Annotated in this window: 30 protein-coding genes and 1 pseudogene; 15 read left to right on the forward strand and 16 right to left on the reverse strand. The window is 65.0% G+C overall.

The annotated features are described in order from the left end of the window. The first annotated feature begins 66 nt into the window (after positions 1-66). The 6 genes from OKW28_RS03635 (at position 67) to OKW28_RS03660 (ending at position 5,708) form a co-directional block, all read left to right on the forward strand. On the forward strand, positions 67-1,704 hold the full coding sequence (locus OKW28_RS03635) for an NfeD family protein (RefSeq protein WP_429443822.1): 1,638 nt from the start codon (positions 67-69) through the stop codon (positions 1,702-1,704). After that, positions 1,701-2,465, forward strand: a complete 765-nt coding sequence (locus OKW28_RS03640; RefSeq protein WP_429443823.1) for a slipin family protein — start codon at positions 1,701-1,703, stop codon at positions 2,463-2,465. Before OKW28_RS03635 ends, OKW28_RS03640 begins: the two co-directional genes overlap by 4 nt. A 220-nt stretch (positions 2,466-2,685) precedes the next feature. Then, positions 2,686-2,952 (forward strand): DUF4148 domain-containing protein, encoded by a 267-nt coding sequence (locus tag OKW28_RS03645; protein ID WP_429443824.1) that lies wholly within the window; start codon positions 2,686-2,688, stop codon positions 2,950-2,952. Between the two features lie 140 nt (positions 2,953-3,092). Beyond that, a complete protein-coding gene (locus OKW28_RS03650; RefSeq protein WP_429443825.1) occupies positions 3,093-3,587 on the forward strand; it encodes a YaiI/YqxD family protein in 495 nt (164 codons plus the stop codon). A gap of 165 nt (positions 3,588-3,752) precedes the next feature. Continuing rightward, entirely contained in the window at positions 3,753-5,054 is a 1,302-nt protein-coding gene (locus OKW28_RS03655; protein WP_429443826.1) for an NCS2 family permease, read from the forward strand. 120 nt (positions 5,055-5,174) lie between these two features. Next, positions 5,175-5,708 (forward strand): cytochrome b, encoded by a 534-nt coding sequence (locus tag OKW28_RS03660; protein WP_429443827.1) that lies wholly within the window; start codon positions 5,175-5,177, stop codon positions 5,706-5,708. A 165-nt stretch (positions 5,709-5,873) separates the two neighbouring features. On the opposite strand, the gene OKW28_RS03665 is transcribed toward OKW28_RS03660, so the two are convergent. After that, a complete protein-coding gene (locus OKW28_RS03665) occupies positions 5,874-6,164 on the reverse strand; it encodes a DUF1488 domain-containing protein (RefSeq protein ID WP_026226687.1) in 291 nt (96 codons plus the stop codon). A gap of 304 nt (positions 6,165-6,468) precedes the next feature. On the opposite strand from OKW28_RS03665, the gene OKW28_RS03670 reads away from it, so the two are divergent. Beyond that, positions 6,469-6,777 carry a 2Fe-2S iron-sulfur cluster-binding protein gene (locus tag OKW28_RS03670; protein WP_184062727.1) on the forward strand — a complete coding sequence of 103 codons (309 nt, stop codon included), beginning with the start codon at positions 6,469-6,471 and terminating at the stop codon, positions 6,775-6,777. Positions 6,778-6,831: 54 nt separating this feature from the next. On the opposite strand, the gene OKW28_RS03675 is transcribed toward OKW28_RS03670, so the two are convergent. Genes OKW28_RS03675 through OKW28_RS03685 form a run of 3 tightly spaced genes read right to left on the reverse strand, consistent with a single transcriptional unit; the run spans position 6,832 to position 7,993 of the window. Continuing rightward, positions 6,832-7,026 carry a YqaE/Pmp3 family membrane protein gene (locus OKW28_RS03675; protein WP_429443828.1) on the reverse strand — a complete coding sequence of 65 codons (195 nt, stop codon included), beginning with the start codon at positions 7,024-7,026 and terminating at the stop codon, positions 6,832-6,834. Positions 7,027-7,047: 21 nt separating this feature from the next. Further along, positions 7,048-7,290: a DUF1653 domain-containing protein gene (locus OKW28_RS03680; protein WP_429443829.1), complete on the reverse strand. Its 243-nt coding sequence runs from the start codon at positions 7,288-7,290 to the stop codon at positions 7,048-7,050. 58 nt (positions 7,291-7,348) lie between these two features. Beyond that, positions 7,349-7,993, reverse strand: a complete 645-nt coding sequence (locus tag OKW28_RS03685) for a helix-turn-helix transcriptional regulator (protein ID WP_429443830.1) — start codon at positions 7,991-7,993, stop codon at positions 7,349-7,351. Between the two features lie 236 nt (positions 7,994-8,229). Here OKW28_RS03685 and OKW28_RS03690 point away from each other — a divergent pair, with 236 nt between their 5' ends. From OKW28_RS03690 to infA, 3 genes are all read left to right on the forward strand, one after another. Then, positions 8,230-8,448, forward strand: a complete 219-nt coding sequence (locus OKW28_RS03690; protein WP_018425412.1) for a hypothetical protein — start codon at positions 8,230-8,232, stop codon at positions 8,446-8,448. A gap of 591 nt (positions 8,449-9,039) precedes the next feature. Next, positions 9,040-9,321, forward strand: coding sequence for a hypothetical protein (locus OKW28_RS03695; protein WP_429443831.1), 282 nt, complete (start codon positions 9,040-9,042; stop codon positions 9,319-9,321). 135 nt (positions 9,322-9,456) lie between these two features. Then, a complete protein-coding gene (gene infA, locus OKW28_RS03700) occupies positions 9,457-9,726 on the forward strand; it encodes a translation initiation factor IF-1 (protein ID WP_429291335.1) in 270 nt (89 codons plus the stop codon). A 302-nt stretch (positions 9,727-10,028) separates the two neighbouring features. Here the strand turns inward: infA and OKW28_RS03705 are convergent, their stop codons facing one another. After that, positions 10,029-10,172, reverse strand: coding sequence for a hypothetical protein (locus tag OKW28_RS03705; RefSeq protein WP_429446841.1), 144 nt, complete (start codon positions 10,170-10,172; stop codon positions 10,029-10,031). On the opposite strand from OKW28_RS03705, the gene OKW28_RS03710 reads away from it, so the two are divergent. The 3 genes from OKW28_RS03710 to OKW28_RS03720 all read left to right on the forward strand — a co-directional run bounded on the left by OKW28_RS03710 (position 10,113) and on the right by OKW28_RS03720 (position 12,743). Further along, on the forward strand, positions 10,113-10,691 hold the full coding sequence (locus tag OKW28_RS03710; RefSeq protein WP_429443832.1) for a hypothetical protein: 579 nt from the start codon (positions 10,113-10,115) through the stop codon (positions 10,689-10,691). The two genes, OKW28_RS03705 and OKW28_RS03710, sit on opposite strands and share 60 nt — an antisense overlap. A gap of 317 nt (positions 10,692-11,008) precedes the next feature. Further along, on the forward strand, positions 11,009-11,584 hold the full coding sequence (locus OKW28_RS03715; protein ID WP_090806551.1) for an ANTAR domain-containing response regulator: 576 nt from the start codon (positions 11,009-11,011) through the stop codon (positions 11,582-11,584). A 7-nt stretch (positions 11,585-11,591) separates the two neighbouring features. Continuing rightward, positions 11,592-12,743: a CmpA/NrtA family ABC transporter substrate-binding protein gene (locus OKW28_RS03720; RefSeq protein ID WP_429443833.1), complete on the forward strand. Its 1,152-nt coding sequence runs from the start codon at positions 11,592-11,594 to the stop codon at positions 12,741-12,743. A gap of 92 nt (positions 12,744-12,835) precedes the next feature. Here the strand turns inward: OKW28_RS03720 and rhaS are convergent, their stop codons facing one another. The 6 genes and pseudogenes from rhaS to rhaM form a co-directional block, all read right to left on the reverse strand. Further along, the gene (rhaS, locus tag OKW28_RS03725) at positions 12,836-13,846 is read right to left on the reverse strand and encodes a rhamnose ABC transporter substrate-binding protein (protein WP_026226690.1); all 1,011 of its coding nucleotides are present in this window, start codon (positions 13,844-13,846) and stop codon (positions 12,836-12,838) included. Positions 13,847-13,885: 39 nt separating this feature from the next. Next, complete coding sequence (locus OKW28_RS03730; protein WP_429443834.1) at positions 13,886-14,917, reverse strand: ABC transporter permease; 1,032 nt, start codon at positions 14,915-14,917, stop codon at positions 13,886-13,888. Beyond that, positions 14,910-15,965: an ABC transporter permease gene (locus OKW28_RS03735; RefSeq protein WP_429443835.1), complete on the reverse strand. Its 1,056-nt coding sequence runs from the start codon at positions 15,963-15,965 to the stop codon at positions 14,910-14,912. The genes OKW28_RS03730 and OKW28_RS03735 overlap by 8 nt, the downstream gene beginning before the upstream one ends. Beyond that, positions 15,962-17,492, reverse strand: a pseudogene (locus tag OKW28_RS03740) (sugar ABC transporter ATP-binding protein). The gene OKW28_RS03735 and the pseudogene OKW28_RS03740 overlap by 4 nt, the downstream one beginning before the upstream one ends. Positions 17,493-17,539: 47 nt before the next feature. Beyond that, positions 17,540-18,433, reverse strand: coding sequence for an amidohydrolase family protein (locus tag OKW28_RS03745; protein WP_429443836.1), 894 nt, complete (start codon positions 18,431-18,433; stop codon positions 17,540-17,542). A 74-nt stretch (positions 18,434-18,507) separates the two neighbouring features. Beyond that, positions 18,508-18,825: an L-rhamnose mutarotase gene (gene rhaM / locus OKW28_RS03750; RefSeq protein WP_184066170.1), complete on the reverse strand. Its 318-nt coding sequence runs from the start codon at positions 18,823-18,825 to the stop codon at positions 18,508-18,510. Positions 18,826-18,946: 121 nt separating this feature from the next. Between rhaM and OKW28_RS03755 the strand changes: the two genes are divergently transcribed. Further along, positions 18,947-19,942, forward strand: coding sequence for a LysR family transcriptional regulator (locus OKW28_RS03755; RefSeq protein WP_018425428.1), 996 nt, complete (start codon positions 18,947-18,949; stop codon positions 19,940-19,942). A 19-nt stretch (positions 19,943-19,961) separates the two neighbouring features. Here the strand turns inward: OKW28_RS03755 and OKW28_RS03760 are convergent, their stop codons facing one another. The 5 genes from OKW28_RS03760 to OKW28_RS03780 all read right to left on the reverse strand — a co-directional run bounded on the left by OKW28_RS03760 (position 19,962) and on the right by OKW28_RS03780 (position 23,992). Continuing rightward, positions 19,962-20,744: an SDR family NAD(P)-dependent oxidoreductase gene (locus OKW28_RS03760; RefSeq protein WP_429443837.1), complete on the reverse strand. Its 783-nt coding sequence runs from the start codon at positions 20,742-20,744 to the stop codon at positions 19,962-19,964. A 57-nt stretch (positions 20,745-20,801) separates the two neighbouring features. Continuing rightward, complete coding sequence (gene rhmD, locus OKW28_RS03765) at positions 20,802-21,980, reverse strand: L-rhamnonate dehydratase (RefSeq protein WP_429443838.1); 1,179 nt, start codon at positions 21,978-21,980, stop codon at positions 20,802-20,804. A 99-nt stretch (positions 21,981-22,079) separates the two neighbouring features. Continuing rightward, complete coding sequence (locus OKW28_RS03770) at positions 22,080-22,832, reverse strand: SDR family NAD(P)-dependent oxidoreductase (RefSeq protein ID WP_429443839.1); 753 nt, start codon at positions 22,830-22,832, stop codon at positions 22,080-22,082. Positions 22,833-22,994: 162 nt separating this feature from the next. Then, positions 22,995-23,228 carry a hypothetical protein gene (locus OKW28_RS03775; RefSeq protein ID WP_429443840.1) on the reverse strand — a complete coding sequence of 78 codons (234 nt, stop codon included), beginning with the start codon at positions 23,226-23,228 and terminating at the stop codon, positions 22,995-22,997. Positions 23,229-23,374: 146 nt separating this feature from the next. Continuing rightward, positions 23,375-23,992, reverse strand: a complete 618-nt coding sequence (locus OKW28_RS03780; protein ID WP_429443841.1) for a copper-binding protein — start codon at positions 23,990-23,992, stop codon at positions 23,375-23,377. Positions 23,993-24,930: 938 nt separating this feature from the next. Between OKW28_RS03780 and OKW28_RS03785 the strand changes: the two genes are divergently transcribed. Next, complete coding sequence (locus OKW28_RS03785) at positions 24,931-25,206, forward strand: hypothetical protein (RefSeq protein ID WP_429443842.1); 276 nt, start codon at positions 24,931-24,933, stop codon at positions 25,204-25,206. Positions 25,207-25,274: the final 68 nt, after the last annotated feature.

A 25,274-nucleotide genomic window follows, 5' to 3' on the forward strand; every position in this document is an offset into this window, starting at 1 on the left:
CAGCCTTGATCGAGGGTATGGGCCCGCGCCGCCGGTTCGCACCGGCTGGCGCGACGGCCGTCAGCGATGAACACGACTCCGCGTCTCCCGCTCCGGCAGTCCGGTCCGCGCAGGCCGCTTATCCGCGGCGGCATCGTGGGCCGTTTGATGCGCGGCATCGCCGTGCTCGGCGTGCTATGCGCGTTCGGCTTCGCGACGCGCGAAGCGCTGGCGCCGCTGCAAGCGGCCAATCCGGCCAATGCGGCGAGCGCGGCGAACGTCGCCGCCGCGACCGCCAACAGCGTCGTCGTGATTCCGGTGAATGGCGCGATCGGACCGGCCACCGCCGATTTCATCGTGCGTGGTTTGCAGCGCGCTGCCAGCGAGCGCGCACAGCTCGCGGTCCTGCAACTCGATACGCCCGGCGGCCTCGATACGTCGATGCGGCAGATCATCAAGGCAATCCTCGCCTCGCCGGTGCCGGTCGCGACCTTCATCGCGCCGAGCGGCGCGCGCGCGGCCAGCGCCGGCACCTACATCGTCTACGCGAGCCACATCGCGGCGATGGCGCCGGGCACCAACCTCGGCGCCGCGACGCCGATCCAGATGGGCATCGGCGGCAACGAGCCGCCCGCCGGCGGCCCGCCGGTAACGCCAGCCACCCCAGGTACGCCGGGACTGCCGGACATGCGCACGCTGCCTGGCGGCGCGTCCGCGCCTGCGCCTGCGTCAGCCGGCGCATCATCCGAAGCCGCCAGCGCACTGCCGCTCGACACCCAATCGACCGAACTGCGCAAGCAGGTCCACGATGCCGCCGCCTACATCCGCGGCCTCGCGCAGATGCGCGGCCGCAACGCCGACTGGGCCGAGCGCGCGGTCCGCGAAGCGGTGAGCCTGTCCGATGAGGAAGCGCTCGCGCAGCACGTCGTCGATATCGTCGCGCGCGACGTGCCGGACCTGCTGCGCCAGCTGGACGGCCGCACGTACGTCACGAGCGCGGGCAGCGTCACGCTGCACACCGCGCATGCGCCGCTGATCACGCTCGAACCCGACTGGCGCAGCCGCTTTCTCGCCGTGATCACCGATCCGAGCGTCGCGCTGATTCTGCTGATGCTCGGCATGTATGGCCTGTTCTTCGAATTCGCCAATCCGGGCTTCGTGCTGCCCGGCGTAGTCGGCGCGATCAGCCTGCTGCTCGGCCTGTTCGCGATGCAGATGCTGCCCATCAGCTACGTCGGCCTCGGGCTGATCTTTCTCGGCATCGCCTTCCTGATCGGCGAAGCGTTCCTGCCGACCTTCGGCTCGCTCGGTTTCGGCGGCGTGGTCGCGTTCGTGGTCGGCGCAATGATGCTGATGGATACCGACGTGCCCGGCTACGGCATCCCGCTGCCGCTGATCGCCGCGGTCGTCGTGTTCAGCGTCGCGTTCGTGCTCGGCGTGTCACAGCTCGCGCTGCGCGCGCGGCGGCGGCCGGTCGTGACGGGCTCGGAGGCGCTGATCGGCTGCGTCGGCGTGGTGCTGGACGGCGGCTTGCTGCCCGAACCCGAACACGCGGCGGGCGGCCCGCTGGCCGGCTGGGCGCGCGTGCACGGCGAGCGCTGGCGCGTCTCGAGCACCACGCCGGCCGCGCCGGGTCAGAGCGTGCGCGTGACGGCGCGCAACGGCCTCACACTGACCGTGGTGCCCGTAACGTCGGTCGACGCCTTACAAGGAGAACGTTCATGATCGGCTTCACATTCGGCTTCGGCAGCATCCTGATCCTGCTCGTGATCGCGCTGATTGCGTCGTCGGTGCGGATTTTTCGCGAGTACGAACGCGGCGTCGTGTTCATGCTCGGCCGCTTCTGGAAGGTCAAGGGGCCCGGGCTCGTATTGATCATTCCGATCGTGCAGCAGGTGGTGCGCATGGATTTGCGCACCGTCGTGTTCGACGTGCCGACGCAAGACGTGATCACGCGCGACAACGTGTCGGTCAAGGTCAACGCGGTCGTGTATTTCCGCGTCGTCGATCCGGAGAAGGCGGTGATCCAGGTTGCGCGTTACTTCGAGGCGACCAGCCAGCTGGCGCAGACGACGCTGCGCGCGGTGCTCGGCAAGCACGACCTCGACCAGCTGCTGTCGGAGCGCGAGCAGCTGAACACCGACATCCAGAAAGTGCTCGACTCGCAAACCGACGCGTGGGGCATCAAGGTATCGATCGTCGAGATCAAGCACGTCGATATCAATGAAACGATGATCCGCGCGATTGCGCGTCAGGCCGAAGCCGAGCGCGAACGGCGCGCGAAGGTGATTCACGCGGAAGGCGAGTTGCAGGCATCGAAGCAGTTGCTGGAGGCGGCCCAGACGCTCGCGCGGCAACCGCAGGCGATGCAGTTGCGCTATCTGCAGACGCTGGTGACGATCGCCGCCGACAAGAACTCGACGATCGTGTTTCCGCTGCCGATCGACCTCGTGAGTGCGGTGCTGGAACGCTTCAACAAGCCATAGGCATGATAGGACGATATTTGTCAGGACATCCATTCGGCGCGGATTAGCGTCGACGTTTCGGCATACCCGCCCGCTTGCGCGTTGCTTGCGCTGACGTGGCGAACGAGGCTCGCGGCGGGTTCGATTTGCCGGCAGAAATGGTGCGTTGCTTGTACCGCCTTACCCGGCGCACCGAAAAACCACCAGGTCCGGCTGTTTTTCCGCTCCGCAGGAGCCCGCCATGAGACTGTCTTCCCGCATTGGACTCGGCGCGCTGTTGGCCGCCGTGGGTATCAGCACCGTCTACGCGCAAGCGGTGACGCAGCCCGCCGACCCGTCGGCGCCGAAAACGCGCGCCCAGGTCCGCGCTGACCTCGCGGAATGGCTCGCCGCCGGCTACGACCCGTTCGACTGGATCAACTATCCGGAGAACGCGCAGCGCGCGGGCCGCATCGTCGCGCAACACCGCGAGCAGCAGCAAGGCAACGCCCCGACGGCCGTGCAGTAAAGCGGTCGCGGCTTGCATGGTCGCAGCCTGAATGCCGCCCGCCGCGGGCGGCATGGCACGGCTTGCGTCGCGGCAAGGTATCATCCGGTCCCTCCATCACCCACCCAGCAAACCAGCCGCACACAGCCGGAACCCGCACCATGCCAATCTGGGTCGATGCCGACGCCTGCCCGGCCGTCGTCAAGGACATGCTTTATCGCGCGGCGCGCCGGACCGGCATGCCGCTGACGCTGGTCGCCAATTCGTTCCTGCGCGTGCCGCCGTCGCCGCTGATTCGCGCGATCCAGGTGCCGGCCGGCTTCGACGCCGCCGATCAGTTGATCGTCGAGCGCGTCGTCGCGGGCGACCTCGTGATCACCGCCGACATCCCGCTCGCCGCCGCCGTGCTGACAAAAGATGCCCACGCGCTCGATCCGCGCGGCAACTGGTACACGCCCGGCACGATCGAAGAACGGCTGCGCATGCGCTCGATGCTCGACCAGTTGCGCTCGAGCGGCGTCGACACGGGTGGGCCGGCCGCCTTCAGCGCGCGCGATGGCAAGGCGTTTGCTGGCGAACTCGATCGCTGGCTCGCGCGTCAGGCGCCTCGCGGTGATGCGCAGGCGCCACAGTCGCACGGCAAACCGCCCGCCTGACGGGCCCGGGCGGCCTGCTGGCGCCGCCGCAGGCGCCGGGGCGCTGCCATTCGTGATTACAATTCCGCCGTAACGCCGCCGCGCGGCCCGCCTTGCCGCGCCGCGCTGTCACCGCCTCGATGACAAAAACACTGTCTGAACGACGAAAGAGGGAAAACCCGCCACATGGACTCGATCAAACGCTACTTCGGCTTCGACGCCGTCGACACCAACCTGCGCACCGAAGTGCTAGCCGGCGTGACCACTTTCCTGACGATGGCCTACATCATCTTCGTGAACCCGGCGATTCTCGGCGACGCCGGCATGCCGAAGAGCGCGGTGTTCGTCGCGACCTGCCTCGTGGCCGCGCTCGCGTCGCTGATCATGGGTCTGTACGCGAACTACCCGATCGCGCTCGCGCCCGGCATGGGCCTGAACGCGTACTTCGCATACACGGTCGTCAAGGGCATGGGCTACACGTGGCAGGCCGCGCTCGGCGCGGTGTTCATCTCCGGGTGCCTGTTCCTGATCGTCACGCTGTTCCGCGTGCGCGAGGTGATCGTCAAGGGCATCCCGCATTCGATCCGCATCGCGATCACCGGCGGCATCGGTCTCTTTCTCGCGATCATTTCGCTGAAGTCGGCCGGCGTGGTGGTCGGCAATCCGGCCACGCTCGTCACGCTCGGCAATCTGCATGACCCGCACGTCGTGCTCGCGGCGATCGGCTTCTTCGGCATCGTCACGCTGGATCATATGCGCGTGCGCGGGGCGATCCTGATCGGTATCGTCGGCGTGACGATCCTGAGCTTTTTCTTTGGCGGCAATCAGTTTCACGGCATCGTGTCCGCGCCGCCGTCGATCGCGCCGACGCTGTTCCAGCTCGATATCCGCAGCGCACTGTCGAGCGGCGTGCTGAACGTGGTGCTGGTGTTCTTCCTCGTCGAGCTGTTCGATGCGACCGGTACGCTGATGGGCGTCGCGAACCGCGCGGGGCTGCTGGTGGAAGGCAAGATGCATCGGCTGAACCGCGCGCTGCTCGCGGACAGCACCGCGATTCTCGCCGGCTCGATACTCGGTACTTCGTCGACGACGGCGTATATCGAAAGCGCGTCGGGCGTGCAGGCCGGCGGCCGTACCGGCATGACCGCGATCACGGTCGCCGTGCTGTTCGTCGCGGCGCTGTTTTTCGCGCCGCTCGCCGAAGTGGTGCCGCCGTATGCGACCGCGCCCGCGCTGCTGTACGTGTCGTGCCTGATGCTGCGCGAACTGGTCGACCTGCCGTGGGACGACGCGACCGAGGTCGTGCCGGCCGCGCTGACCGCGCTGCTGATGCCGTTCACCTACTCGATCGCGAACGGCGTCGCGTTCGGCTTCATTTCGTACGCGGGACTCAAGCTGCTGACGGGCCAGGCGCGCCAGGTGAAGCTGGTCGTGTGGATCATCGCGGCGATTTTCCTGTTCCGGTATTTCTATCTCGGCAGCGAATGAGGAGGTCGCGCGGCCGGGGGGTCGAATGTGTCGTCGGGTTCGGGGACCGTTTATCATCCGATGTTTCGAATGACGATCGACCGGGTCGCAGCGGCTCGGGTCGCCACCCCAGGAGCCTCGATGTCCTCATATAACCGCACGACGGACCGCTACACGAAACCCGCGATTTTCTTTCACTGGATGATTTTTCTGCTGGTCGCGCTGGCCTATCTGGCCATCGAAATCCGCGGCCCGCGCGGCTCCGACAGCCGCGCGTTCTGGACCGGCGTGCATTTTTGGGCCGGCACGCTGGTGCTCGGGCTGGCCGTATTGCGGCTGCTGTGGAGACTGTGGGCCGGCGCGCCGGAGGAGCTCGAAAGCAATCGGCTGCTCGCTTTTCTCGGGCGCTCCGCGCACCTCGCGCTCTATGTGTTCATCTTCGCGCAACCGCTGCTCGGCATGCTGATGGTCAATGCGGGCGGGCGGCCGGTGTCGCTCGCATGGACGGACATCAGCTTCACGCTGGTGCGTGCGGATTCGATCGCGCGGCCGCTGTTGAAGGACGCGCACGAGTGGCTCGGCAACGTGTTCTATTGGGTGATCGGACTGCACGCGCTCGCGGCGATCGCGCACCATGTGGTGTTCAAGGATCGGGCGCTGCGGCGGATCATTTGAAATTAATGGAGTTAGCTGCGTGCCGCCGATGCATTGCACGCGGTCGCGGCTTGCGCGCAGGCCAGCCAGCGGCAGCGGCACGGGTGAATCCGAACTTCGCGCTTCGGCAGCAGTCGCGCTTGCCGAAGCTTCGGTACCGGTAGCCAGCCGATAATTTCAGATCGGTCAGTTACGCCAGTTCGCCTCGTAAAACCGCACGTAACCGCTTCTGAGCACGAGACACTGCGCGCGCGTTTCCGACAACAGCCGGCGCGTGGCGGCCTCGATGCGCGGCCGGTGCGCGTCGAACGCGACGATCATGTCCTCCAGCCGGGGGGACGCGGCGCCGAAGTGATCTTCGAGCGCTTCCGCGGTGATCATGCACTCCACCCTCTGCCCATCGACCATTGCCGGAAACGCCAAAGTAAGTTCGCGACCTGAATATTCAGGGGCTTCGTTCGGGAATTGGATCTGCATGGGAGTCACCTGGAAGAGTGCGCGCACGATGCGCTCGGGTAATGCACGCGCTGATTGCTTGCTATCGCGTCCGCCGCTCGTTCCTCCTTGTCCCATGCAGCCGACGCGGGCCGTCGCCTCGACGCGGCATCGTCAGTTCGCGCCACGCGGAGGTGAATTGATTCACTTTAGACGAGTTCGGGCCAGGTGCAAGATTTCCCCGATTTTTCTTGAAGGCGCGACTCACGCGCCGATGTTGCGGCGCGGCATAAAGCGGTGTCCGATCCCGTGTAAAGTGTCGCGCACCTACTCATTGACCTGCACGATGTCCGCTCCTACCCGCCCGCCTGTGGTTCGCGTCGAACCGCTCGGCCAGAGCTTCGAAGCGCCCGATTCGCTGACGATTCTCGAAGCCGCCGCTTTCGCCAATCTGCGTTTGCCGCGTTCGTGCCGCAACGGCACGTGCCGAACATGCTTGTGCCGGATGACGTCTGGGCGTGTGCGCTACTCGATTGAATGGCCCGGCGTGAGCCGCGAGGAAAAGGCGGACGGTTATATCCTGCCGTGCGTGGCGGTCGCGGAAACCGACGTGGTGATCGAAGTGCCGGATGCGGTCGCGATACCGGCACGGTGAGCGGGAGCGTGCGGGCCTGGCGCCCCGCTCGCCGACGCTTTCACGCGCTGTGTCTTACCGCCCGTTGCCCATCGCGCGGGCGATTTTCTTGTCCGTGTTGTACTGGCTCAGCGAATACACCGACCAGATGGCCGCCGGCACCCAGCCGATCAGCGTCATTTGCAGAATCAGGCAGATGATGCCCGCAAACGGGCGGCCGATCGTGAAAAACTGCAGCCACGGCAGAATGATGGCAAGCAAAAGACGCATTCGGTTTTCCTGTTCCTGTGATTACGGCAGCATGGGTGAGTCCGCGGGGAACGCATCTGCCTCGTTGTTGAACTCATCGAGCGGCGCAAAACGCGGCACCTTGACGCCTTCCTGCTCTACCAGCTCGAAAAACACCGTCGCTGGACGGGTCCAGATCGTACCATTGGCCGCCTTGTAGACGATCATCGTGACCGTCGGATCCGATTCGAGCGTGGCCTCGCAGACCAGTTCGTAAATGGCGCCTTTGTAGTGTCGGTAGCGCATGGCGTGTGTCCTTATTTTGGGCGTCATCGATGCATTTTCAAGCACGGCGCGCCTGAACTCAGCCGCCCTCTTTCAACTGCTTCAGGATCTTGTAGACGGTCGCGCGGCCCATCGTCAGCACCGCGGCCACGTAATTCGCCGAGCTGCGGCCGCGAAACGCGCCCTGCGCGTGCAGCGCCTCGACGATTTCACGCTTGTGCTCGCGCGTCAGCGCATTGATGCCGATCTGCCGGTCACGCAGCCACGTGTGCAGATACGTGTTGATGCGGTCCTGCCAGTCGTCGCGGAACAGATCGTCGGCGGGCGCGTCCGTCATCGCGCCGCCCTTGATGAACAGATCGAGTGTCGAGCGCACATCCTCGAACACCGCGATGTTGAAGTTCACGCACAGGATGCCGGCGGGCTTGCCGTCGTCGTCGAACAGGATGTTGCTCACGCAGCGCATGCGGCGGCCGTCCCAGTTCAGCTTCTCGTAGGGGCCGATGGTCTGGCCGCGCGCCGCGAAGTGCGCGTCGTCGAGCACCGACGGCGCGCCCACCTCGAGCCGCGACAGATTGTTCACCAGATACGCGATGGTCTGATCGCTCAAATCGTGAATCACCACCTCGGCGCACGGATAGAGCAGCGCGGCGATGCCGTCGGCGATCGGCGCGTAGCGCTTCAGCAGCAGGTCTTTGACAGGAGACACGTTCGGGTTGCGCATGGAAAAAACGCGAGTTTGAAGGAGGCGGCGCGCGAAAGCGGATGACGACGAAGCCAGATGCCCGCAGTGGACGCCGGCGCGCCCGCGCGGTCCGCAATTCAGGAAGTCGCCATTGTAGCGGCCTCGCGCTGGCGCCGCGACTCGACGCCGGACGGCAATTTTGTCTACCTCGCGGGCGCATTTTTTTCGTGCGATAAACACTGATCCGCCGACACCCAACCGAACGGAGCCAACCGATGGCCACACTCGAAGCGCTTCGCGCCGTGCTCGACGACAAGCGCACGCCGGAGATCATTCGCAACCACATCATCGATTCGCTGCAGTACGCGCTGCGCAACTATGGTCAGGTCTTCACAGCGAAGGAAGTCGAATGGCTGGCCGGCTGGGACGATGCGCGCCTGCCGCTGGTGGCCGCGCGCGAATTGCAGAAGCGCGTCGCCGAGACGTCGCGCTGACGCGCGCGTTCGGATAGCGAGCCTCGCGCGCGCCACTCGCAATTCGCGCGTCCGTCACCGGTCCCGCATCCGACACGACTTCGCCAACCGCCCGCGAAGCCCCGCCAGTCGGGCGTTCCGGTCGTGCGCGGAAGTTGGCACTATCCAATCAGCCCTATTTCAGGCATCATGTTGCAATTGTTGTACCTCGCACCCATATAGCACTGGCAGCACCAGGCAGTCTCAACCCGGCATCTCCGCACCACCCCCGACTGTTCGACCGCCCTTTATCTGCGATCCCGTCACTCCGGCAATGCGCCGCCCGCATTCGCCGTCGCGAGAAGTACACCGAGCGGTTCAGCATCATGCGTCCGGCGCCCGAATTAACGCGCCGCCTCAGCGTTTTTTCGGTCGAATCCGCGTTTTCGCGCGACCGCTCGGGCCATTGTCATTGAGCCCGCCGGGTCTAGCAGGCCTGTGCCAACCATTTTTATCGCGGCGCGCCCGTCGGTGCTCCGCCGCCGGTCCGCGCCGTGACGCGTCAAAGGAGCGTTGCCGGAAGCAGCGCCCCGCACGCGGCGCGTGGACCACGCAATACAGGACATGTTTCTCATGAATCCAGCAGTCAGGACCTACAAGGGTTACGAAATTCACCCGCTCGTTTATCCGCGCCGCCCCGCGGGCGCGCAAGCGACCCGCAATCCGGGCGCCGGTTACGACGCTTCGGTGCGCATCTGCCGCGTCGGCGCCAATGCGGCGGCCGACGGCCGGGTATTTCGCCTGCAGTACCTGTTTCCGTTCGACGGCATGGGCAAGGCGCGCATCGCGTGCATGGCGCATGCGGAACGGCTGATCGACGGCCATGTGAGCGGTCAATCGGTCACCGATCTTTGAGCGGCGTCATCGGCGCGTCACTCATGTCGCGCAGCGTGCTTTCGGGCGCCGCTGCTTTTCAAACGAATCCACAGTCGCGCCGCTCGCAATGCCCGCGGCCGAATTCCCCTTTATCCCATCGACCAGGAGTTATGCATGGCGAAAGAAGAACTGATTGAACTTGACGGTATCGTCGACGAAGTGCTTCCGGATAGCCGCTACCGCGTGACGCTCGACAACGGCGTCGTGGTCGGCGCCTATGCGTCCGGGCGCATGCGCAAGAACCATATCCGTATTCTCGCGGGCGATCGCGTGACGCTCGAATTGTCGGTCTACGACCTGACCAAGGGGCGGATCAATTTCCGCCACAAGGACGAGCGTTCGAGTGGCGGCGGAGCGCCACGGCAAGCGGCGCGGCGGAGGTAAGCAGGGGGTCACGGCGCCGCCCTGCGTACCTGTGATGTTGTGCAGGCGATGCGGGCAGCCCGCCCGAACCCATGCGAAAGCGCGAGGCCCGACAGACTCGCGCCATACATTCCGACTCCGCGTTCTGCTTGAACGCGCTACGTCAGTCTCGCCGCCCAAGCGCGTGAAATAGACGTCTTCCCTGACATTCGGGATGCTCTCCAGCGCATGCGCGAACGTCGTACGCCGCAACACGCGCGGCGTCTTGATTGGAATCTGGCGGCACGCCGCTTCGGCGACCACGCACGTCGCAGCGCGTCTCGCTAAACTCCAAACACCGCCTCCAAATCCTCCCCGCCCGCGCTTTTGCGCACCTGCTCGACCACCCGCTCCTCCAGCTCCGACAGATGCTCGCGCATCGCCGTCAACGCGGCCTGCAGGTCGCCGGCATCGAGTGCGTCGATGATCCGCGCGTGCTCATCGGCGGAACAGCTCGAACCCTTCGACGGATCGAACAGCGCCTTCTACAGCTCGGTCTTCGCGACGAGTTGCCCGACCAGTCCAAGCAACTCGGTGCCGCCCGCCAGCTCAGTCAGCAGTCCGTGAAACTGGCCGGCCAGTCGCACGGATTCATCGATGGCGCCCGCGCGCAACGCCTTTTCCTCGCCGCGCACGTGCGCGCGCAAGCGCTGCTTGGGCTGTCCGCGCAGCTGGCTGGCGTGCTCGGCCTGATCGCACTGCCCGACGCCGCGCCGCTGCTGTGGGTCGGTATCGCGGGCGCGGGGCTCGGCGGCGTGTTTTCGCTGACGCTCGTGACCGCGATGGATCATTCGACCGATCATCGCGTGGCCGGCCAGCTGGTCGCGTTCACGCAGAGCATCGGCTTTATCGTCGCGGCGGTTGCGCCGCTCGTGGCCGGCATCGTGCGCGGCTGGAGCGGCCGATTCGTCGCTGCGTGGATCATGCCGGCTGCATCGCCGCGATGATGGCGGTGACCTTGCTGTTTTCACCGCGCAGTTATTCGCGCTGGCTTTAAGGCTCCAAGGCTGCGGCCGCGACGAACGCGATGCGTCGCTTCGGTGCATCGGGCGTCCGCTGTCCTGCATGCCCCGCGCCGGTGCAGCGCGACCGGCATGGCCGCACCGTCTCTTTCGCGGACGATTCGCAGCCATCGCCCGCAAAAAACCCAATCGGCCCGCGCCATTCGCGCGCGCACTCTCTCACGCACCTCGCCAAGCCCGTCGCGCGAAGACTGGCATATCCATTGCTTTACTGATAGTCAGATGTCCCTTCCCCCGACTCCATGCTGCGTGTTCTTCTTGTCACCGACACCGACAAACCCATCGGCGATCTGCGCGATGCGCTCGCCTGTCTCGGCTGCGAAATGCTCTCCGGCACCGCGACGCCGCAAGCGCTGCATCGCGCGGTTCAGGACGAGCGGCCCGACGTCATCATCATCGATACGGAGTCGCCGTCGCGCGATACGCTCGAACAGCTCGCCGTGATGCACGCGACCGCGCCGCGCCCCGTGCTGATGTTCAGCCACGACGCGAACCAGCAACTGATCCGCCAAGCGGTCAACGCGGGCGTCACCGCGTATCTGGTCGAAGGCCTCGCGACCGAGCGGCTCGCGCCGATTCTCGAAGTCGCGCTCGCGCGTTTCGCGCAGGAGTCACAATTGCGCGAGCGGCTCGCGCAGGCCGAAAACGAACTGGCCGAGCGCAAGCTGATCGATCGCGCGAAACGCCTGCTCATGGATCAGCAGAAACTCACCGAACCGGCCGCCTACGCGAGTCTGCGCAAACGCGCGATGAACCAGGGCGTCAAACTCGCCGAGGTGGCGCGCGAGGTCGTCGCGTCGGCCGGCTCGCTCAAATGATGCGCTCATGAATCCAGCCACTTCCGTCACCGCGGCGGCCTTTGCCGAGCCGCCTGAAAAGACCCATCTGCGGCTCGGTTTCGTCGCGTTGTCCGACGCGGCGCCGCTGATCGCGGCGAAGCTGCTCGAGTTCGGCCATGCGCACGGGCTCACGCTCGAATTGTGCCGCCAGCCGTCGTGGGCCGCCGTGCGCGACAAGCTGCTAGCCGGCGATCTCGACGCCGCACACGCGCTTTACGGGCTCGTGTATGGCGTGCAGCTCGGCCTCGGCGGCCCGCGCACCGACATGGCCGTGCTGATGGTGCTGAACCGCAACGGCCAGGCGATCACGCTGTCGAATCGGCTCGCCGATGCGCTCGCGAAGCATGGGACATTGCGCGAGGCGCTCGCGACGCTCGGCCGCAAGCCGGTGTTCGCGCACACCTTCCCGACCGGCACGCATGCGATGTGGCTGTACTACTGGCTCGCGGCGCAAGGTGTCGATCCGTTGCGCGACATCGACAGTGTCGCGATTCCGCCGCCGCAAATGGTCGCCGCGCTTGCCGAAGACCGGCTCGACGGTCTGTGCGTCGGCGAGCCGTGGAATGAAATGGCCGAGGCGCACGGCGTCGGCAAAACGATCGCTTATTCGAGCGAGGTGTGGCCCGAGCATCCCGAGAAAGTGCTCGCCTGCCGACGCGATTTCGTCGATGCGCATCCGCGCACGACGCGCGCGCTCGTGCAGACCGTGCTCGAAGCGTGCCGCTGGCTCGACGGCGCCGGGCATCGCGACGACATCGCCCGCTGGCTCGCGCGGCCCGATTACATCGGTATCGACGAGACGCTGATCGCGGCGCGGCTCGGCGACCAGCTCGACACGGCGAACCCGCGCCGCCTGCCGATGCGTTTCTTCGACGACGGCGCGGTCAACTATCCGCATCCATTCGAAGGCGCGTGGTTCCTCACGCAGTTCGAGCGCTGGGGGATCATCGATGCGCACAACGACTACGACGCGGTCGCCGCGCGCATCAACCAGACGCAGTTGTATCGCGAGGCCGCCGCGCGCGTGAACGTGCCGGTGCCCGGCGAGGACGTCACAAGGGAACTGATCGATGGCGCGGTGTGGGGAAGCGGCTCACCATCCGCCGCTTATGCGCGGCGTTTTGCGATCCGCCGCTGAGCGGAACCGCACGCGAAAGCCCCGAGATCCGCTGCGCTGACTGCCCACGACCCGTCAACGGCGATCAGGTGGACAGTCGGCGTTGCCGAAACTCAGAAGTTGTACTTGTCGATGTTGCTCGCATCGAACGTGGTCGGCGGCCCGAGAATGATTTCGCCTTGCGCGCCAATCGTGCGCTTGCCGAGCTTGCCGGCGTCGAACGTTTCGCCCTCCTTACCCGTGATCTTGCCCGACGCGAGCGACGCCGCCGCGTACGCGGCCAGATAGCCGAGTTCGCTTGGGTCCCACAACTGGAACGCGGTCACGGTGCCGTTCTTCACGAACGCGCGCATCTGGTTCGGCGTGCCGAGGCCCGTCACCGCCACCTTGCCCTTGCTCGACGACGACGAGATATAGCGCGCCGCCGCCGCGATGCCGACCGTCGTCGGCGCGACGATCGCCTTCAGGTTCGGATACGCCTGCAGCAAGCCCTGCGTTTCGACGAAGGACTTCTGATCGTCGTCGTTGCCGTACGCGATCTTGACGAGCTTGATCTTCGAGTACTCCGGTTTCTTCAGTTCCTCCTGCATCCACTTGATCCAGGTGTTCTGGTTCGTCGCGTTCGGCGTCGCCGACAGAATCGCGAACTCGCCCTCGCCGCCCATCAGCTTCGCGACCAGTTGCACCTGGCCGCGGCCGATGCCTTCGGCGTTCGCCTGATTGACGAACAGCTGGCGGCCCTCGGGCGCGGTATCGGAGTCGAACGTGACGACCTTGATGCCCTGACCCATCGCCTTCTTCAGATACGGCACGACCGCGTTCGCATCGTTGGCGGCAATGACGATCGCATCCTGGTGCTGCGTGATCAGCGTGTTGATGTACGACACCTGCGACGACGCGCCCGCATCCGACGGCCCGACGGCCTTGCCCACGCCGCCGAACTCCTTGATCGCGGCGAGGCCGCCGTCGTCGGCGATCACTTCGTACGGGTTGTTGATCTGCTTCGGCACGAACGCGATCTTCAACCCGCTTTTCAGTTCCGCGGCGAACGCGCCGCCGCAGCTGATCGCGAGCAACGCGGCGCAGAGCGCGGCCATGCCGGTGTGACGTAGAGGTTTGAACATGAAGTGTCTCCTGCGTTGTTGTTGGACAGAGAGGGGAAGCTAGGTTGCGGATGAAGAAGACGTGGCTGCGGACTTCGCGATGAAACGCCGGTCACGTGCCGCCCGCCGGCGCGCGACGAGGTTCGGAATCAGCACCGACGCGAGCAGCAGCACGCCGGTCACGATGGTCAGCGTTTCGCTCGATACGTCGTCGAGTGTCAGCGCGTTCTTGAGCACGCCGATGATCAGCAGCGACAGCAGCACGCCGACCATCGAGCCGCGTCCGCCGAAAATGCTGACGCCACCGAACAGCACCGCGGCGATCACCGACAGCTCGAAGCCCTCGCCGTTATCGCCGCGCGCGCTCGTGAAGCGCAGCGTATAGACGATGCCCGCGAGCGCGCTGACGAGACCCGACAGCACGAACAGGCGCAAGCGGATCTTCGCGACCTCGATGCCGGAGAACGCGGCGGCGGTCGGATTCGCGCCGATCGCATAGAGACTGCGGCCGAACGCGGTGGCTTGCAGCAGAACCGTGAACAGCACGGCGGCGACGATCACGATCACGAACGGCAACGGAATGAACGTGGGGCCAAGCGTGTTCATGCCGAACGCCGTAAACGCGGCCGGAAAATCCGCGACCGCCTGATCGCCGAGCAGCACATACGCGAGACCGCGAAACAGCGCGAGCGTACCGATCGTGACCGCGAGCGACGGCAGGTTCAGCTTGACGATCACGAGGCCGTTCAGCAGGCCCGCCAGCGCGCCGGCGATCAGCACCACAACGATCACGACCGGCATCGGCAGCCCCATGTGCCACAGCACGCCCATCAGCGCGCTCGACGCGCCCAGCACCGACGCGACCGACAGATCGATTTCGGCGGCGACGATGATCAGCGTCATCGGCAGCGCCATCAACGCGATCTCGGTCAGATCGGCGAATACGTTGCTCAGGTTCGCGCCGGTCAGAAACACCGGCGACAGCCAGCGGCCCAACACCAGCGACACGATCAGCACGATCACCAGCAACACTTCCCATTGCAGCGGCGTTTCGCGCTTGCGCGTGAGCAGCGCGGAATCGGGTTTAGCCATGATCGCGTTTCCTCATCATGCGTTTGGCGACGGAGCGGGCCAGCAGCGTATCGGCGGCGATCGCGGCGACGATCAGCGCGCCCTGGATCGCCTGCTCCCAGAATGGCGACACGTGCAGCACGACGAGCGCGATGCTGATCACGCCGAGCACGAGCGCACCGAGCGTCGCGCCGAGGATCGTGCCGACGCCGCCCGTAATCGCGACACTGCCGACCACCGCCGCCGCGACGACCTGCAATTCGATGCCCTTCGCGGTGCTGGCATCGACGGTGCCGAAGCGCGCGAGCCACAACGCGCCCGCAAAGCCCGCAATCGCCCCGGACAACAAAAAGCCCGACATCACGCGACGCTCGACGTTGACGCCCGCGAGCCGCGCGGCTTCCGGATTCGAGCCGATCGCATAGTGCTCGCGACCGCCGCGAAACTGCTTCAGATACACCGACAGGCCGGCGAGTACGACGATCGCGATCAGCGCGAGCGTCGGGATGCCGAACAGCGTGCCGGTCGCGAGCCGCGAGTACGCGTCGGGCAGACTGGTCGCGTTGATCTGGCCGCCGTGCACCCATGCGTAATCGGCGCCGCGAAAGATGTACAGTGTCGACAGCGTCGCCACGAGCGAAGGCACGCGCCCCACCGCGACGAGCAGCGCGTTGATGCCACCCGCGACGAGCCCGATCGCGAGCCCCGCGGCCAGCGCGACGAGCACCGGCATATGCGGGAACGCAACGTACAGGCTGCCCACCGCGTACGCGCTGATACCCACCGTCGAGCCGACCGACAGATCGATATGCCGCATCAGGATCACGACGGTCATCCCAGCCGTCAGCAGACCGATGATCGACACGTTCAGCAGCACGTCGCGCAAATTCTGCAGATTCAGGAACTGCGGCTTCGCGAGCCCGGTCCCCGCGATCAGCAAGATCAGCACGACGAACAACGTGGTTTCGCGGCTCTTCGCGACGCTCGCGACGAGGCCGCCCGATGAAGCGGCGGAACGCTTCGGCAGCGACTGCCGCACCGGCGCGGGATGGGTGGAATGGCGCATCATGCTGCACGGCCCAATGGCGAAAGTCCCTGACCGAGCGCGGCGCCCATGATGCGCTCCTCGTTCGCGTCGGCGCGCGCGAGCTCCGCGCTGATGCGGCCTTCGTGCATCACGAGCACACGATCGGCCATACCGAGCACCTCGGGCAGCTCGCTCGAAATCATCAGCACGGCCATGCCATCGCGCACGAGTTCGGCGAAGCGCGCCATACACCTCGGCTTTCGCGCCAACGTCGATGCCGCGCGTCGGTTCGTCGATGATCAGCACTTTCGGGCCGGTCGCGAGCCACTTGCCGAGCACGACCTTCTGCTGGTTGCCGCCCGACAGCGTACCGACCGGCGCCCCCGGGTCGCCCGCCTTCAGGCGCAGACGCGTGCCCCATTTGCTGGCGAGCTGCGTTTCGCTACGCGTCGAAATGAGCCCATGCCGAACGAGCCGTCCGAGCACCGTCATCGACGCATTGCGCGCGATGCTCAGTTCGAGCGCGAGCCCTTGCTGGCGGCGATCCTCCGGCACGAGCGCGAGCCCGGCGCGCACCGCGGCCGCGGGCTTGCCGGTGTCGAGCCGCTTGCCGGTCAGCCACACTTCGCCCGAATCGAGCGGCTCGATACCGAAGATCGCCCGCGCGACCTCGCTGCGTCCCGCGCCGACGAGGCCCGCGAGCGCGACGATCTCGCCGGCGCGCACGTCGAACGAGACATCCTTGAACACGCCGATGCGCGTCAGGCCGCGCACCGACAGACGCACGTCGCCCGGTGTGCAATCGGCCTTCGGATAGAACGTTTCCAGATCGCGGCCGACCATCTTTGCGACGATTGCGTCGGTGGTCAGATCGGCGGTTAGTGCGTCGAAGACTTTCGCGCCGTCACGCATGATCGTCACGCGCTGTGTCAGCACGAATACTTCGTCGAGCCGGTGCGTGATGAACAGAATCGCGACGTCGCGTTCGCGCAGCTTACGCACGATCGCGAATAGCCGCTCGACTTCGGGCAGCGACAACGCGGCCGTCGGTTCATCCATGATCAGCACGCTCGCGTTTAGCGACAACGCCTTCGCGATTTCGATCACCTGCTGATCCGCGATCGACAGACCACGCACCAGTTGATCCGCGCGCAACTCGACGCCGAGCGACGCGAGCAGTCCGTCCACCTCGCGATGCATCGCGTCGTACTGGATGCGGCCGAAGCGGTCGACCGGCTGCCGGCCCATGAAGATGTTCTCCGCGATCGACAGCTCGAAGAACAACGTCGGCTCCTGATAGATGACCGCGAGCCCGGCGTCGCGCGCTTCGGCCGGCGTCGCGAAGCGACGTGGCTCGCCGTTCACCAGAAGCTCGCCGGCGTCGGGCTCATGCACCCCGGCGAGAATTTTCACGAGCGTCGATTTGCCCGCGCCGTTCTCGCCGAGCAGCGCATGCACCTCGCCGGGCCACAGCACGAGCTCGCCGTCGGACAGCGCGCGCACCCGGCCGAAGGATTTGCTCGCGTGCCGCAATTCGAGTCGCGGCACCGTGGAAGGGGATGGCTGCACTGCGTGTCTCCTTTTTTGCGGCTGTCTTCTCTTCGACGCGCGGCGTGTCAAATCCGGTAGAACCGTTCCGCGTTGCGACGAAACAGCGCGTCCTTCTCAGCCTCGCTCGCATCGCCAACGATCGCCGCATAGGCGCGCCACAAATCCGCATACGAACCAAACAGCCGGTCGACCGGAAAATTCGACGCGAACATCGCACGTTCGACGCCGAACGTATCGATCGTTTCGAGCACATAAGGCCGCAGGCTTTCGACGGTCCAGTGATGATCGAACATCGCGAGCCCGCTGATCTTCACCGCGACGTTCGGACACGCCGCGAGCAGGCGCATGCCTTCGCGCCACGCGCGGTAACCGGCCACGCTATTACGATCGACGAACATGCCAGCATGATTGACGACCAGAAGCGTGTCCGCATGCGCACGCGCCAAGGCGGCCGCCTCTTCCATTTGCGACGGATACAGTTGCAGATCGAACGACAGGTCGTAACGGCGCAGCAACGCGAAATGCTCGCGCCACCGCGGCTCGCGCATGTAATGCCGGCCGACGTAATTGAACAGTTTGTTGTCGTGCACGTTGAGAATCTGCCGGATGCCGCGCGTATTCGCGAACGTCGCATGCGCTTCGAGCAACGCGAGCGCATTTTGCGCGGACAGGTCCACGGCGGCGACGATCGCGTTCGGCATGTCGCGCGAGGCGTCGCGATCCGCGATCGACTGCAACCAGCGCGTTTCCTCGACGGGATCGGCCGGATCGTGATTCGCTTCGACGTGCACGAGCTTCAGCACGTCGATGTCGCCCGCTTCACCGAGCAGATCGTCGAGCAGATAGTCGTGCTTCAGATCGCGCGCATCGCCGACGAACGACACGCCCGGCTTCTCCAGCCACGGATAGCGATGCGTCTTCAGATCCCACAGATGGATATGCGAATCGACAACCTGCATGCGGCACCTTCGTCCGTGAAAAGCGTTTTCGAGGTTCGTGCGTCGTTGCGGGGTTCAGCTGCGTTCAGCTCGACTCAATGACTGAGATGAAAGACCGGTTCGAGCGTCTGCGACAGCGGCGTGTGATCGGGCGCGGTCTGCATGATGTCGGCCATGTAATCCCACCATTTGCGCATCACGTCCAGTTGCGGCAACTGGTTCATCGTGTGATCGCTGGTGCGCGAGAGCACCGCGAAAAGATGATGCGTGTCGGGGTCGAAGAAAATCCGGTAGTCGCGCACGCCGGCGTTGTGCAGCGCGTCAACGAGCTCGGGCCAGATCTGCGTATGACGCCGTTCGTATTCTTCGCGCATGCCGGGGTTCAGCACCATCCGGAAAGCGATTGTCTCCATTGCGGCCTGTCTCCTGTCGACTTCTTCGAACGACTATAATTCCTGCATCGATAGCCTCTCAATCCGTTGTTGGGATTGGTCGATCCACAAACCGAATCGCACGGGCACTCCTACTGGCACCATGAGCCAACATTCAGCCGCCGTCGCACTCGTCAATCGTCTCAAGTTCAAGCATCTCGCCCTGCTCGTCGCACTCGACGACACCCGCAACCTGCATCAGGCCGCCGAGGCCGTCAACGTCGCGCAACCGAGCGCGAGCCGCATGCTCGGCGACATCGAGGAAGCGTTCGGCTTCCTGCTGTTCGAGCGCAACGCGCGCGGCATGACGCCGACGCCGCTCGGCGTCGTCACGCTCGCTTACGCGCGCCGTGCGCTCGCCGAGCTCACACGCTTCGCCGAAGACCTCGATGTCAAACGCCGCGGCGGTCACGGCCAGTTGACCGTCGGCGCGATCATGGGCGCCGCGCCCGATCTGCTGGCGATGTCGGTCGCCGCGCTGAAGACCGAAAGCCCGCTGCTCAGCGTGCGCATCCTCGGTGAAACAAGCGATCAGGTCGTGCAATTGCTGCATCGGCGCGAGGTCGATCTCGCGCTGGGGCGCCTGACCAACCCTCTGCAGCACAACGACTTCAGCTTCGAGCCGCTCGCGCGCGAAACGCTGCTGCTCGTCGTTCGCGCCGTGCATCCGCTCGCGCGGCGCACGCGCATCACGTTGCGCGAACTGGTCGCGTGGCCGTGGGTTGCGCAACCCGTCACGAGTCCGGCGCGCGTGCTGTTCGAGGAAGAACTCGCGCGTGCCGGGCTCGCCACGCCAGTCAATCTGACCGAATGCGCGTCGATCTTCGCGACGCTGCAATTGCTCGAGAATTACGATGCGGTCGCGATGCTGCCGGAGTCGGTCGTGCGCGATCATGTGCGCGGCGGGCTGCTGGTCGCGCTGCCACTCGAAATCGGCAAGAGTCTCGCGGGTTTCGGCATTCTCACGCGCAAGGAAGAGCAGCTCGCCGAGCCGGCGCTGCGCTTCATCGAACTGCTGCGCGGCTTCTCGCGCGACCTCGCGCGCGACAATCCGGCCGCCGCACCCGGCACGCCGACTACGCCCGTCACGGTCAATTGACGCCCGCATCGCGCGTCGCTTATTGCAGGTTCACGAACAGGCCGCCGTCGACGAGCAGCGCGGCGCCCGTCACATAGCGCGCGCGATCCGACGCGAGAAACACGACGCAATCGGCGACGTCGTCGGGACGCCCGAGGCGGCCAAGCGGAATGCGCTTTTCGAAGTAGGCCTTCTTCGCTTCGTCGGCGAGATCTTCGGCGTTCAGATCGGTCGCGATCGTGCCCGGCATGACAGAATTGCAGCGGATGCCGAACGGCCCCAACGCGATCGCGCACGACTGCATCAGCGAATGCACGCCGGCCTTGGTCGGCGTGTAATGCGTTTGCATGCCGCCGCCCACCAACGCGCTGATCGAACTCGTCGCGACGATCGCGCCGCCGGTGCCCTGCTTTTTCATCTGCTGCGCGGCAGCCTGTGTCACGAAGAACGCGCCGTTCAGGTTGACCGCGACCGTCGATTCGAGCACGTCCGCCGGCATGTCGAGAAACGCGTGAAACGGGCAGATGCCGGCATTGCTCGCGAGCACGTCGAGCTTGCCGAACGCGTCGACCGTCCGTCGCACCAGCTCCTGGCCGGTGTCGCGCGCCGCGACGTTGCCTTCCACCGCGATCACGCGCCGCCCCAACGCCTCGATTTCGCCGACGACTTCCTCGACCGCCGAGCGCCGGCCATACGATGCGTCGTTGTCGCCCCAGTAGTTGATCGCCAGGTCCGCGCCTTCGCGCGCGCAGGCCACCGCGATCGCGCGTCCGATGCCGCGCGAGCCGCCGGTGACGATCACGACTTTGTCCTTGAGCAGCACCCTAATCTCCTTTGCGGCGGTTCGCCGTTCGGCACAGGTTCAAAACGTTCGACACGTTCAATGCTGATAAGGCCGCACCAGCGCGCATTCCGGATTGAGCCGCACGCCAAAGCCCGGCGTGTCCGGCACCTTCATGCGCCCGTTCACCGGCACCGGCTCGTCGAGCAGCAGCGGGTTGAACATCGGCACGACTTCGTCGGCTTTCGGCGCCATCATCAGAAACTCGGAGAACGGCGAGTTATGGCGCGTGACGACGAAGTGATAGCTGTACACCGACGACCCATGCGGCACCACCATCACGTTGTGCGCATCGGCGAGCGCGGAAATCTTGATCAGCTCGGTGATGCCGCCGCACCAGCCGACGTCGGGCTGGATCAGATCGCAGCACTGCATCTCCAGCAGCATCCGGAAGCCCCAGCGCGTCGCCTCGTGCTCGCCGGTCGACACCATCATGCCGCGTGGCACGTTGCGGCGCAGTTCGGCGTAACCCCAGTAATCGTCGGGAGGAAGACATTCCTCGACCCATTTGAGGCCGTATTCGTGCGCGCCTTGCGCGAGCCGCGTCGCGTAGTGCACGTCGAGGCTCATCCAGCAGTCGTACATCAGCCAGAAGTCGTCGCCGACGCGCGACCGCATGTCGGCGAGCTTGTCGAGGTTTTGCCTGAGTCCGTCTTCGCCTTCCGCGGGACCATGCTGCAACGGCAGCTTGCCGCCGATGAAGCCCATCTCCTTCGCGAGATCGGGCCGCGCGCCGGTCGCATAGAACACCAGCTCGTCGCGCACCGGGCCGCCCAATAGCTGATACACGGGCTCCTTGCGAACCTTCGCGAGCAGATCCCACAGCGCGAGATCGACACCGGAAATCGTGTTCAGCACGACGCCCTTGCGCCCGTAGTACAGCGTCGCGAAGTACATCTGGTCCCACATCTTCTCGATGTCGGTCACCAGTTGCCCTTCGAGAAAACGCGCGAGATGCTTTTCGACGATGAACGCGCCGATCTCGCCGCCGGTCGTCACCGCGAAGCCCACGGTGCCGTCGCTCGCTTCGATCTCGACGACCAGCGTGCCGAGCACATTGATGCCGAACGACTGACGGCTCTGGCGGTACTCGGGATAACGCGCCATCGGCGTCGCGATGTGATCGTCGATCCAGTGTCCGCCGGTCTGGTCGTGATAGTCCGCGCCGCCGCCGCGAACGATGAAGGCACGCACGTGCCGGATGGTAGGCATGGCCATGAAAGGGCTCCGTGGAAGAGGCGTCGAAGCGGCTCGACACCGCGCGTTCGACGCGTGTGCAATACGCTGCGGGACGTGAGCAATGCGCGAGCAGCGCGCTCAATAGGTGGCGCGGCCGCCCGACAGGTCGAATACCGAGCCGGTGCTGAACGCGCAGTCTTCGGAGGACAGCCACAGGATCAGCGACGCCGCTTCTTCCGGCAGCAGGAAACGGTTCATCGGAATCTTCGACAGCATGTAGTCGATGTGCTGCTGCGACATCGAATCGAAGATTTCGGTCTTGGCCGCGGCCGGCGTGACCGCATTGACGAGGATGTTTTTGGTCGCGAGTTCCTTGCCGAGCGACTTGGTGAGCCCGATCAACCCCGCTTTCGATGCGCTGTAGTGCGAAGCATTCGGATTGCCCTCCTTGCCCGCCACCGACGCGATATTGACGATGCGGCCGTAGCCCTGCTTCAGCATCTGCGGCACGACCGCGCGGCAGGTCAGGTACGGGCCGATCAGATTCACGTCGATCACGCGGCGCCACATGTCGGGCGCAAGCTCCCAGGTCGTGCCGTTGCCGCCGGTGATGCCCGCGCAGTTGATCAGCACGTCGATCGAGCCGTGCCTGGCGACCGTTTGCGCGGTGGCCTGCTGGACCGCGGCGTCGTCGGTCAGCTCGACCGTGATGGCGCTCACCTTGCCGAGTTCGCTCAGCTCGCGCTGGCTGCGCGCGAGCCGTTCGCTATCGACGTCCCACAACGCGACCGACGCGCCCGAGCGCAACGCCCGCTGCGCGACCGCGTAGCCGATGCCACGCGCGCCGCCGGTGATGACGACCGTGCGCCCCTCCAGATCGATTCGATTCATTGCTGCGCTCCTGTAGGCCGCCGTGCGGCGTGCCATCGAGTTGTCGTATATCGCTGCAGCCAATATACGGGCGGCGCGATGCGCCAACAATTCGACTATTCGCGGGGGCGATAGCAAAAGTGGATCGGCAGCGGGAGCGAGCGCTAAAGGGAAGCGAAGCGGCTAATCATCGGCAGCGACGAAAAGCATCGAGACATACAGAATGGTCGACACGACGATGATGCCGACGCCGACCAGCACCTTGGTCTGGTCGTAGTTGATCCCGCCGATGATCGCTATGCCGATCCCGAACACCGACGATAACGTGCCGAGCGCCGCGAGGCCCACGTGTATCTTGCTGCGGACCAGCCGTTTGCGCTCCGATTCGGCAGTGGTTTCCGTTTCGCTCTGTTCCATTCCCCGCTCCTTCGCGCGCGACGCGATGACCATCGTGAAACCTGAGCCGCAATGGCCGGCGCGCGACATCGAACCGCCGGTTGCGGTTCTACGCCGTGCACCTCGATACGCTTCAGCGTAGTTTATTTAAGCCTTCTCGATCGCCGTTATTTGACGTCCGCGCCATTGCGCGACACCGACGCCGCGATGGCCGAGACGAACACCGCGCGCACCGAATCGCCGACCTTCAGTTTCTCGAGCGCAATGTCCGGCGCCACGTCGAGCGTTTCCGTGCGCGACGGCCCGCGCAGCGTGATCGTGCGCTTCTTGCGATCGATCTTGCGCACCGTCGCGACGACCTCGACGCGCCGCGCCGATGCAACGACACCGTTGGCCGCGGGCTGCGTGACTTCGGTATCGATGCGCTGGCGGATTCCGTTCGGCGCGAGTTTGTCGACGCCGACCAGCACCGCCTTCTTGTACGCAATCGTCACGACGTCGCCGACATGCAGCTTGCTGACGTCGGCGGCTTGCGGATTCACGTCGAAAGTTTCCTCGCCGCCTTGCGGGCCGCGCAGCGTCACGCTGTTCGTCGCGGGATCGATCGCGACGACGCGCGCCTGAACGTGCAGCAGCGCCGCGGCGCCAATTGCCCGCTGTTCCGGCGCGGACGCGGCCGCGTTGTCCTGTGCCAGCGCCGGACCCGCCGCGGACACGCAAACCACCAACGCAACCGCGATCGCCTTCACCCGCATGAGCCCGGAGTCCGTTGAATTACAAGCCATGAAATGCTCCTTTTGATTGCGTCGATGTTACGGCAAATGGTTTGTCGCAGATCGCGTACTACGCTTAGCAACGGCAAGTGCAGTCGCTTCGAATAAACAGAAAAACGGACTATTAATCGCTTTTATCGGACGGGGTTACGCTTTTTGAAACCAATGGCGGTTCCTTTCTAATGCGTCGATTTGTCCTGGAGAGCTGATCGCGAAAAGCGCGTGCTTCTCCATGCGATGCAATCGGTATGCGGAGTCGTGTCGGATGAGCTTGCGCAAGGAGCCGCGCGGCTTTGCGCATGCTTTCCCGCGAGCGTCAGCGGAGGGGTAGAGAGCTAGCCATAACATATTCCTCGCAACGAGATGGACTACCGGGCGACCCAACGTGAGCGGGTCCGGAAATTGCCGAACGTTATGACTATTTAAAACGGTTTCGGAGATGCTAGCAAACGCGCAAAGGAATGGCAAGAAAAGTGGCGCATCGCCATTCCCGATTAATCGGTTTGCCGCGTCAAATCTTTTTGACGGTGGGCGATTCATTTGCGATAAAAATATGATCGCTGCAATTCGCTGAGCTCAGATGCCCGGCGACGCCGTCCTCGCTCTGACTCTGCCCGGTTGCCTGACAACAGTCGAATCGGCGCGTTCGAGATGCGTTGAAAAGCGGTGGCGCGCGGCAGATTGGCAATCGCCGAACGACTCCGCACAAACCCTTAATGGATGATACTGAAGCGATTACGCATCGCTGCGCGACGAATACAAAAAATTGTCGTCAATCATTGGAATACTGCGAACACGGCTTTTGATCGAGCGAATTTTGCCGTCAAGGCAACGAATTAGGACGCCTGAGCCGATGGCCACAGTCATGTGGACATCACAGGCACAGCGTTTGCTAAAGCTCGCGTCACCGTCTAACGCACACACATTGGTTTATCGAAAGGACACCACACATGGTCACGACTCGCCCCTGCACCGCCGCCTGCGTCATCGACGGCCTCCTCGTCACGCTGACGTTCTATCCGGACAACGGCGTGTTGCGTATTGCCGATTCGTCTGGCGCCTGTCTAAGAGAAACGCGCTGGCATGGGTCATGGCGCGATCTGCTCGAGGAGTTCCGCGGTTACTACGAAGCGGCGGAAAACGACGCGGCGCGCGGCGTCGACGATATCGTCGCTCGCCTCGGCGAGCGCTGCGCCGAGGCCCAGCGGGAATTGGCATTCGCGTGAAATGGCATGCGCTTGCGATCAAGCGCGTGAAAGGCGGCGGCAGCGCGCGGCACCTGTTCGTCGCCTCG

It is taken from the genome of Paraburkholderia sp. 40 (assembly GCF_050434105.1).
In the GTDB taxonomy this organism is placed as follows: domain Bacteria; phylum Pseudomonadota; class Gammaproteobacteria; order Burkholderiales; family Burkholderiaceae; genus Paraburkholderia; species Paraburkholderia tuberum.

Coding starts and splice junctions, on each gene's coding strand:
- OKW28_RS03650 (WP_429443825.1), top strand. CDS start 3,093: ATGCCAATCTGGGTCGATGCCGACGCCTGCCCGGCCGTCGTCAAGGAC.
- OKW28_RS03640 (WP_429443823.1), top strand. CDS start 1,701: ATGATCGGCTTCACATTCGGCTTCGGCAGCATCCTGATCCTGCTCGTG.
- OKW28_RS03675 (WP_429443828.1), bottom strand. CDS start 7,026: ATGCGTCTTTTGCTTGCCATCATTCTGCCGTGGCTGCAGTTTTTCACG.
- OKW28_RS03775 (WP_429443840.1), bottom strand. CDS start 23,228: ATGGAACAGAGCGAAACGGAAACCACTGCCGAATCGGAGCGCAAACGG.
- OKW28_RS03720 (WP_429443833.1), top strand. CDS start 11,592: ATGAATCCAGCCACTTCCGTCACCGCGGCGGCCTTTGCCGAGCCGCCT.
- OKW28_RS03770 (WP_429443839.1), bottom strand. CDS start 22,832: ATGAATCGAATCGATCTGGAGGGGCGCACGGTCGTCATCACCGGCGGC.
- OKW28_RS03680 (WP_429443829.1), bottom strand. CDS start 7,290: ATGCGCTACCGACACTACAAAGGCGCCATTTACGAACTGGTCTGCGAG.
- OKW28_RS03685 (WP_429443830.1), bottom strand. CDS start 7,993: ATGCGCAACCCGAACGTGTCTCCTGTCAAAGACCTGCTGCTGAAGCGC.
- infA (WP_429291335.1), top strand. CDS start 9,457: ATGGCGAAAGAAGAACTGATTGAACTTGACGGTATCGTCGACGAAGTG.
- OKW28_RS03645 (WP_429443824.1), top strand. CDS start 2,686: ATGAGACTGTCTTCCCGCATTGGACTCGGCGCGCTGTTGGCCGCCGTG.
- rhaM (WP_184066170.1), bottom strand. CDS start 18,825: ATGGAGACAATCGCTTTCCGGATGGTGCTGAACCCCGGCATGCGCGAA.
- OKW28_RS03660 (WP_429443827.1), top strand. CDS start 5,175: ATGTCCTCATATAACCGCACGACGGACCGCTACACGAAACCCGCGATT.
- OKW28_RS03715 (WP_090806551.1), top strand. CDS start 11,009: ATGCTGCGTGTTCTTCTTGTCACCGACACCGACAAACCCATCGGCGAT.
- OKW28_RS03785 (WP_429443842.1), top strand. CDS start 24,931: ATGGTCACGACTCGCCCCTGCACCGCCGCCTGCGTCATCGACGGCCTC.
- OKW28_RS03755 (WP_018425428.1), top strand. CDS start 18,947: ATGAGCCAACATTCAGCCGCCGTCGCACTCGTCAATCGTCTCAAGTTC.
- OKW28_RS03730 (WP_429443834.1), bottom strand. CDS start 14,917: ATGGCTAAACCCGATTCCGCGCTGCTCACGCGCAAGCGCGAAACGCCG.
- OKW28_RS03665 (WP_026226687.1), bottom strand. CDS start 6,164: ATGCAGATCCAATTCCCGAACGAAGCCCCTGAATATTCAGGTCGCGAA.
- rhaS (WP_026226690.1), bottom strand. CDS start 13,846: ATGTTCAAACCTCTACGTCACACCGGCATGGCCGCGCTCTGCGCCGCG.
- OKW28_RS03745 (WP_429443836.1), bottom strand. CDS start 18,433: ATGCAGGTTGTCGATTCGCATATCCATCTGTGGGATCTGAAGACGCAT.
- OKW28_RS03695 (WP_429443831.1), top strand. CDS start 9,040: ATGAATCCAGCAGTCAGGACCTACAAGGGTTACGAAATTCACCCGCTC.
- OKW28_RS03710 (WP_429443832.1), top strand. CDS start 10,113: ATGCTCGCGCATCGCCGTCAACGCGGCCTGCAGGTCGCCGGCATCGAG.
- OKW28_RS03655 (WP_429443826.1), top strand. CDS start 3,753: ATGGACTCGATCAAACGCTACTTCGGCTTCGACGCCGTCGACACCAAC.
- OKW28_RS03670 (WP_184062727.1), top strand. CDS start 6,469: ATGTCCGCTCCTACCCGCCCGCCTGTGGTTCGCGTCGAACCGCTCGGC.
- OKW28_RS03780 (WP_429443841.1), bottom strand. CDS start 23,992: ATGGCTTGTAATTCAACGGACTCCGGGCTCATGCGGGTGAAGGCGATC.
- OKW28_RS03735 (WP_429443835.1), bottom strand. CDS start 15,965: ATGATGCGCCATTCCACCCATCCCGCGCCGGTGCGGCAGTCGCTGCCG.
- OKW28_RS03635 (WP_429443822.1), top strand. CDS start 67: ATGAACACGACTCCGCGTCTCCCGCTCCGGCAGTCCGGTCCGCGCAGG.
- rhmD (WP_429443838.1), bottom strand. CDS start 21,980: ATGGCCATGCCTACCATCCGGCACGTGCGTGCCTTCATCGTTCGCGGC.
- OKW28_RS03690 (WP_018425412.1), top strand. CDS start 8,230: ATGGCCACACTCGAAGCGCTTCGCGCCGTGCTCGACGACAAGCGCACG.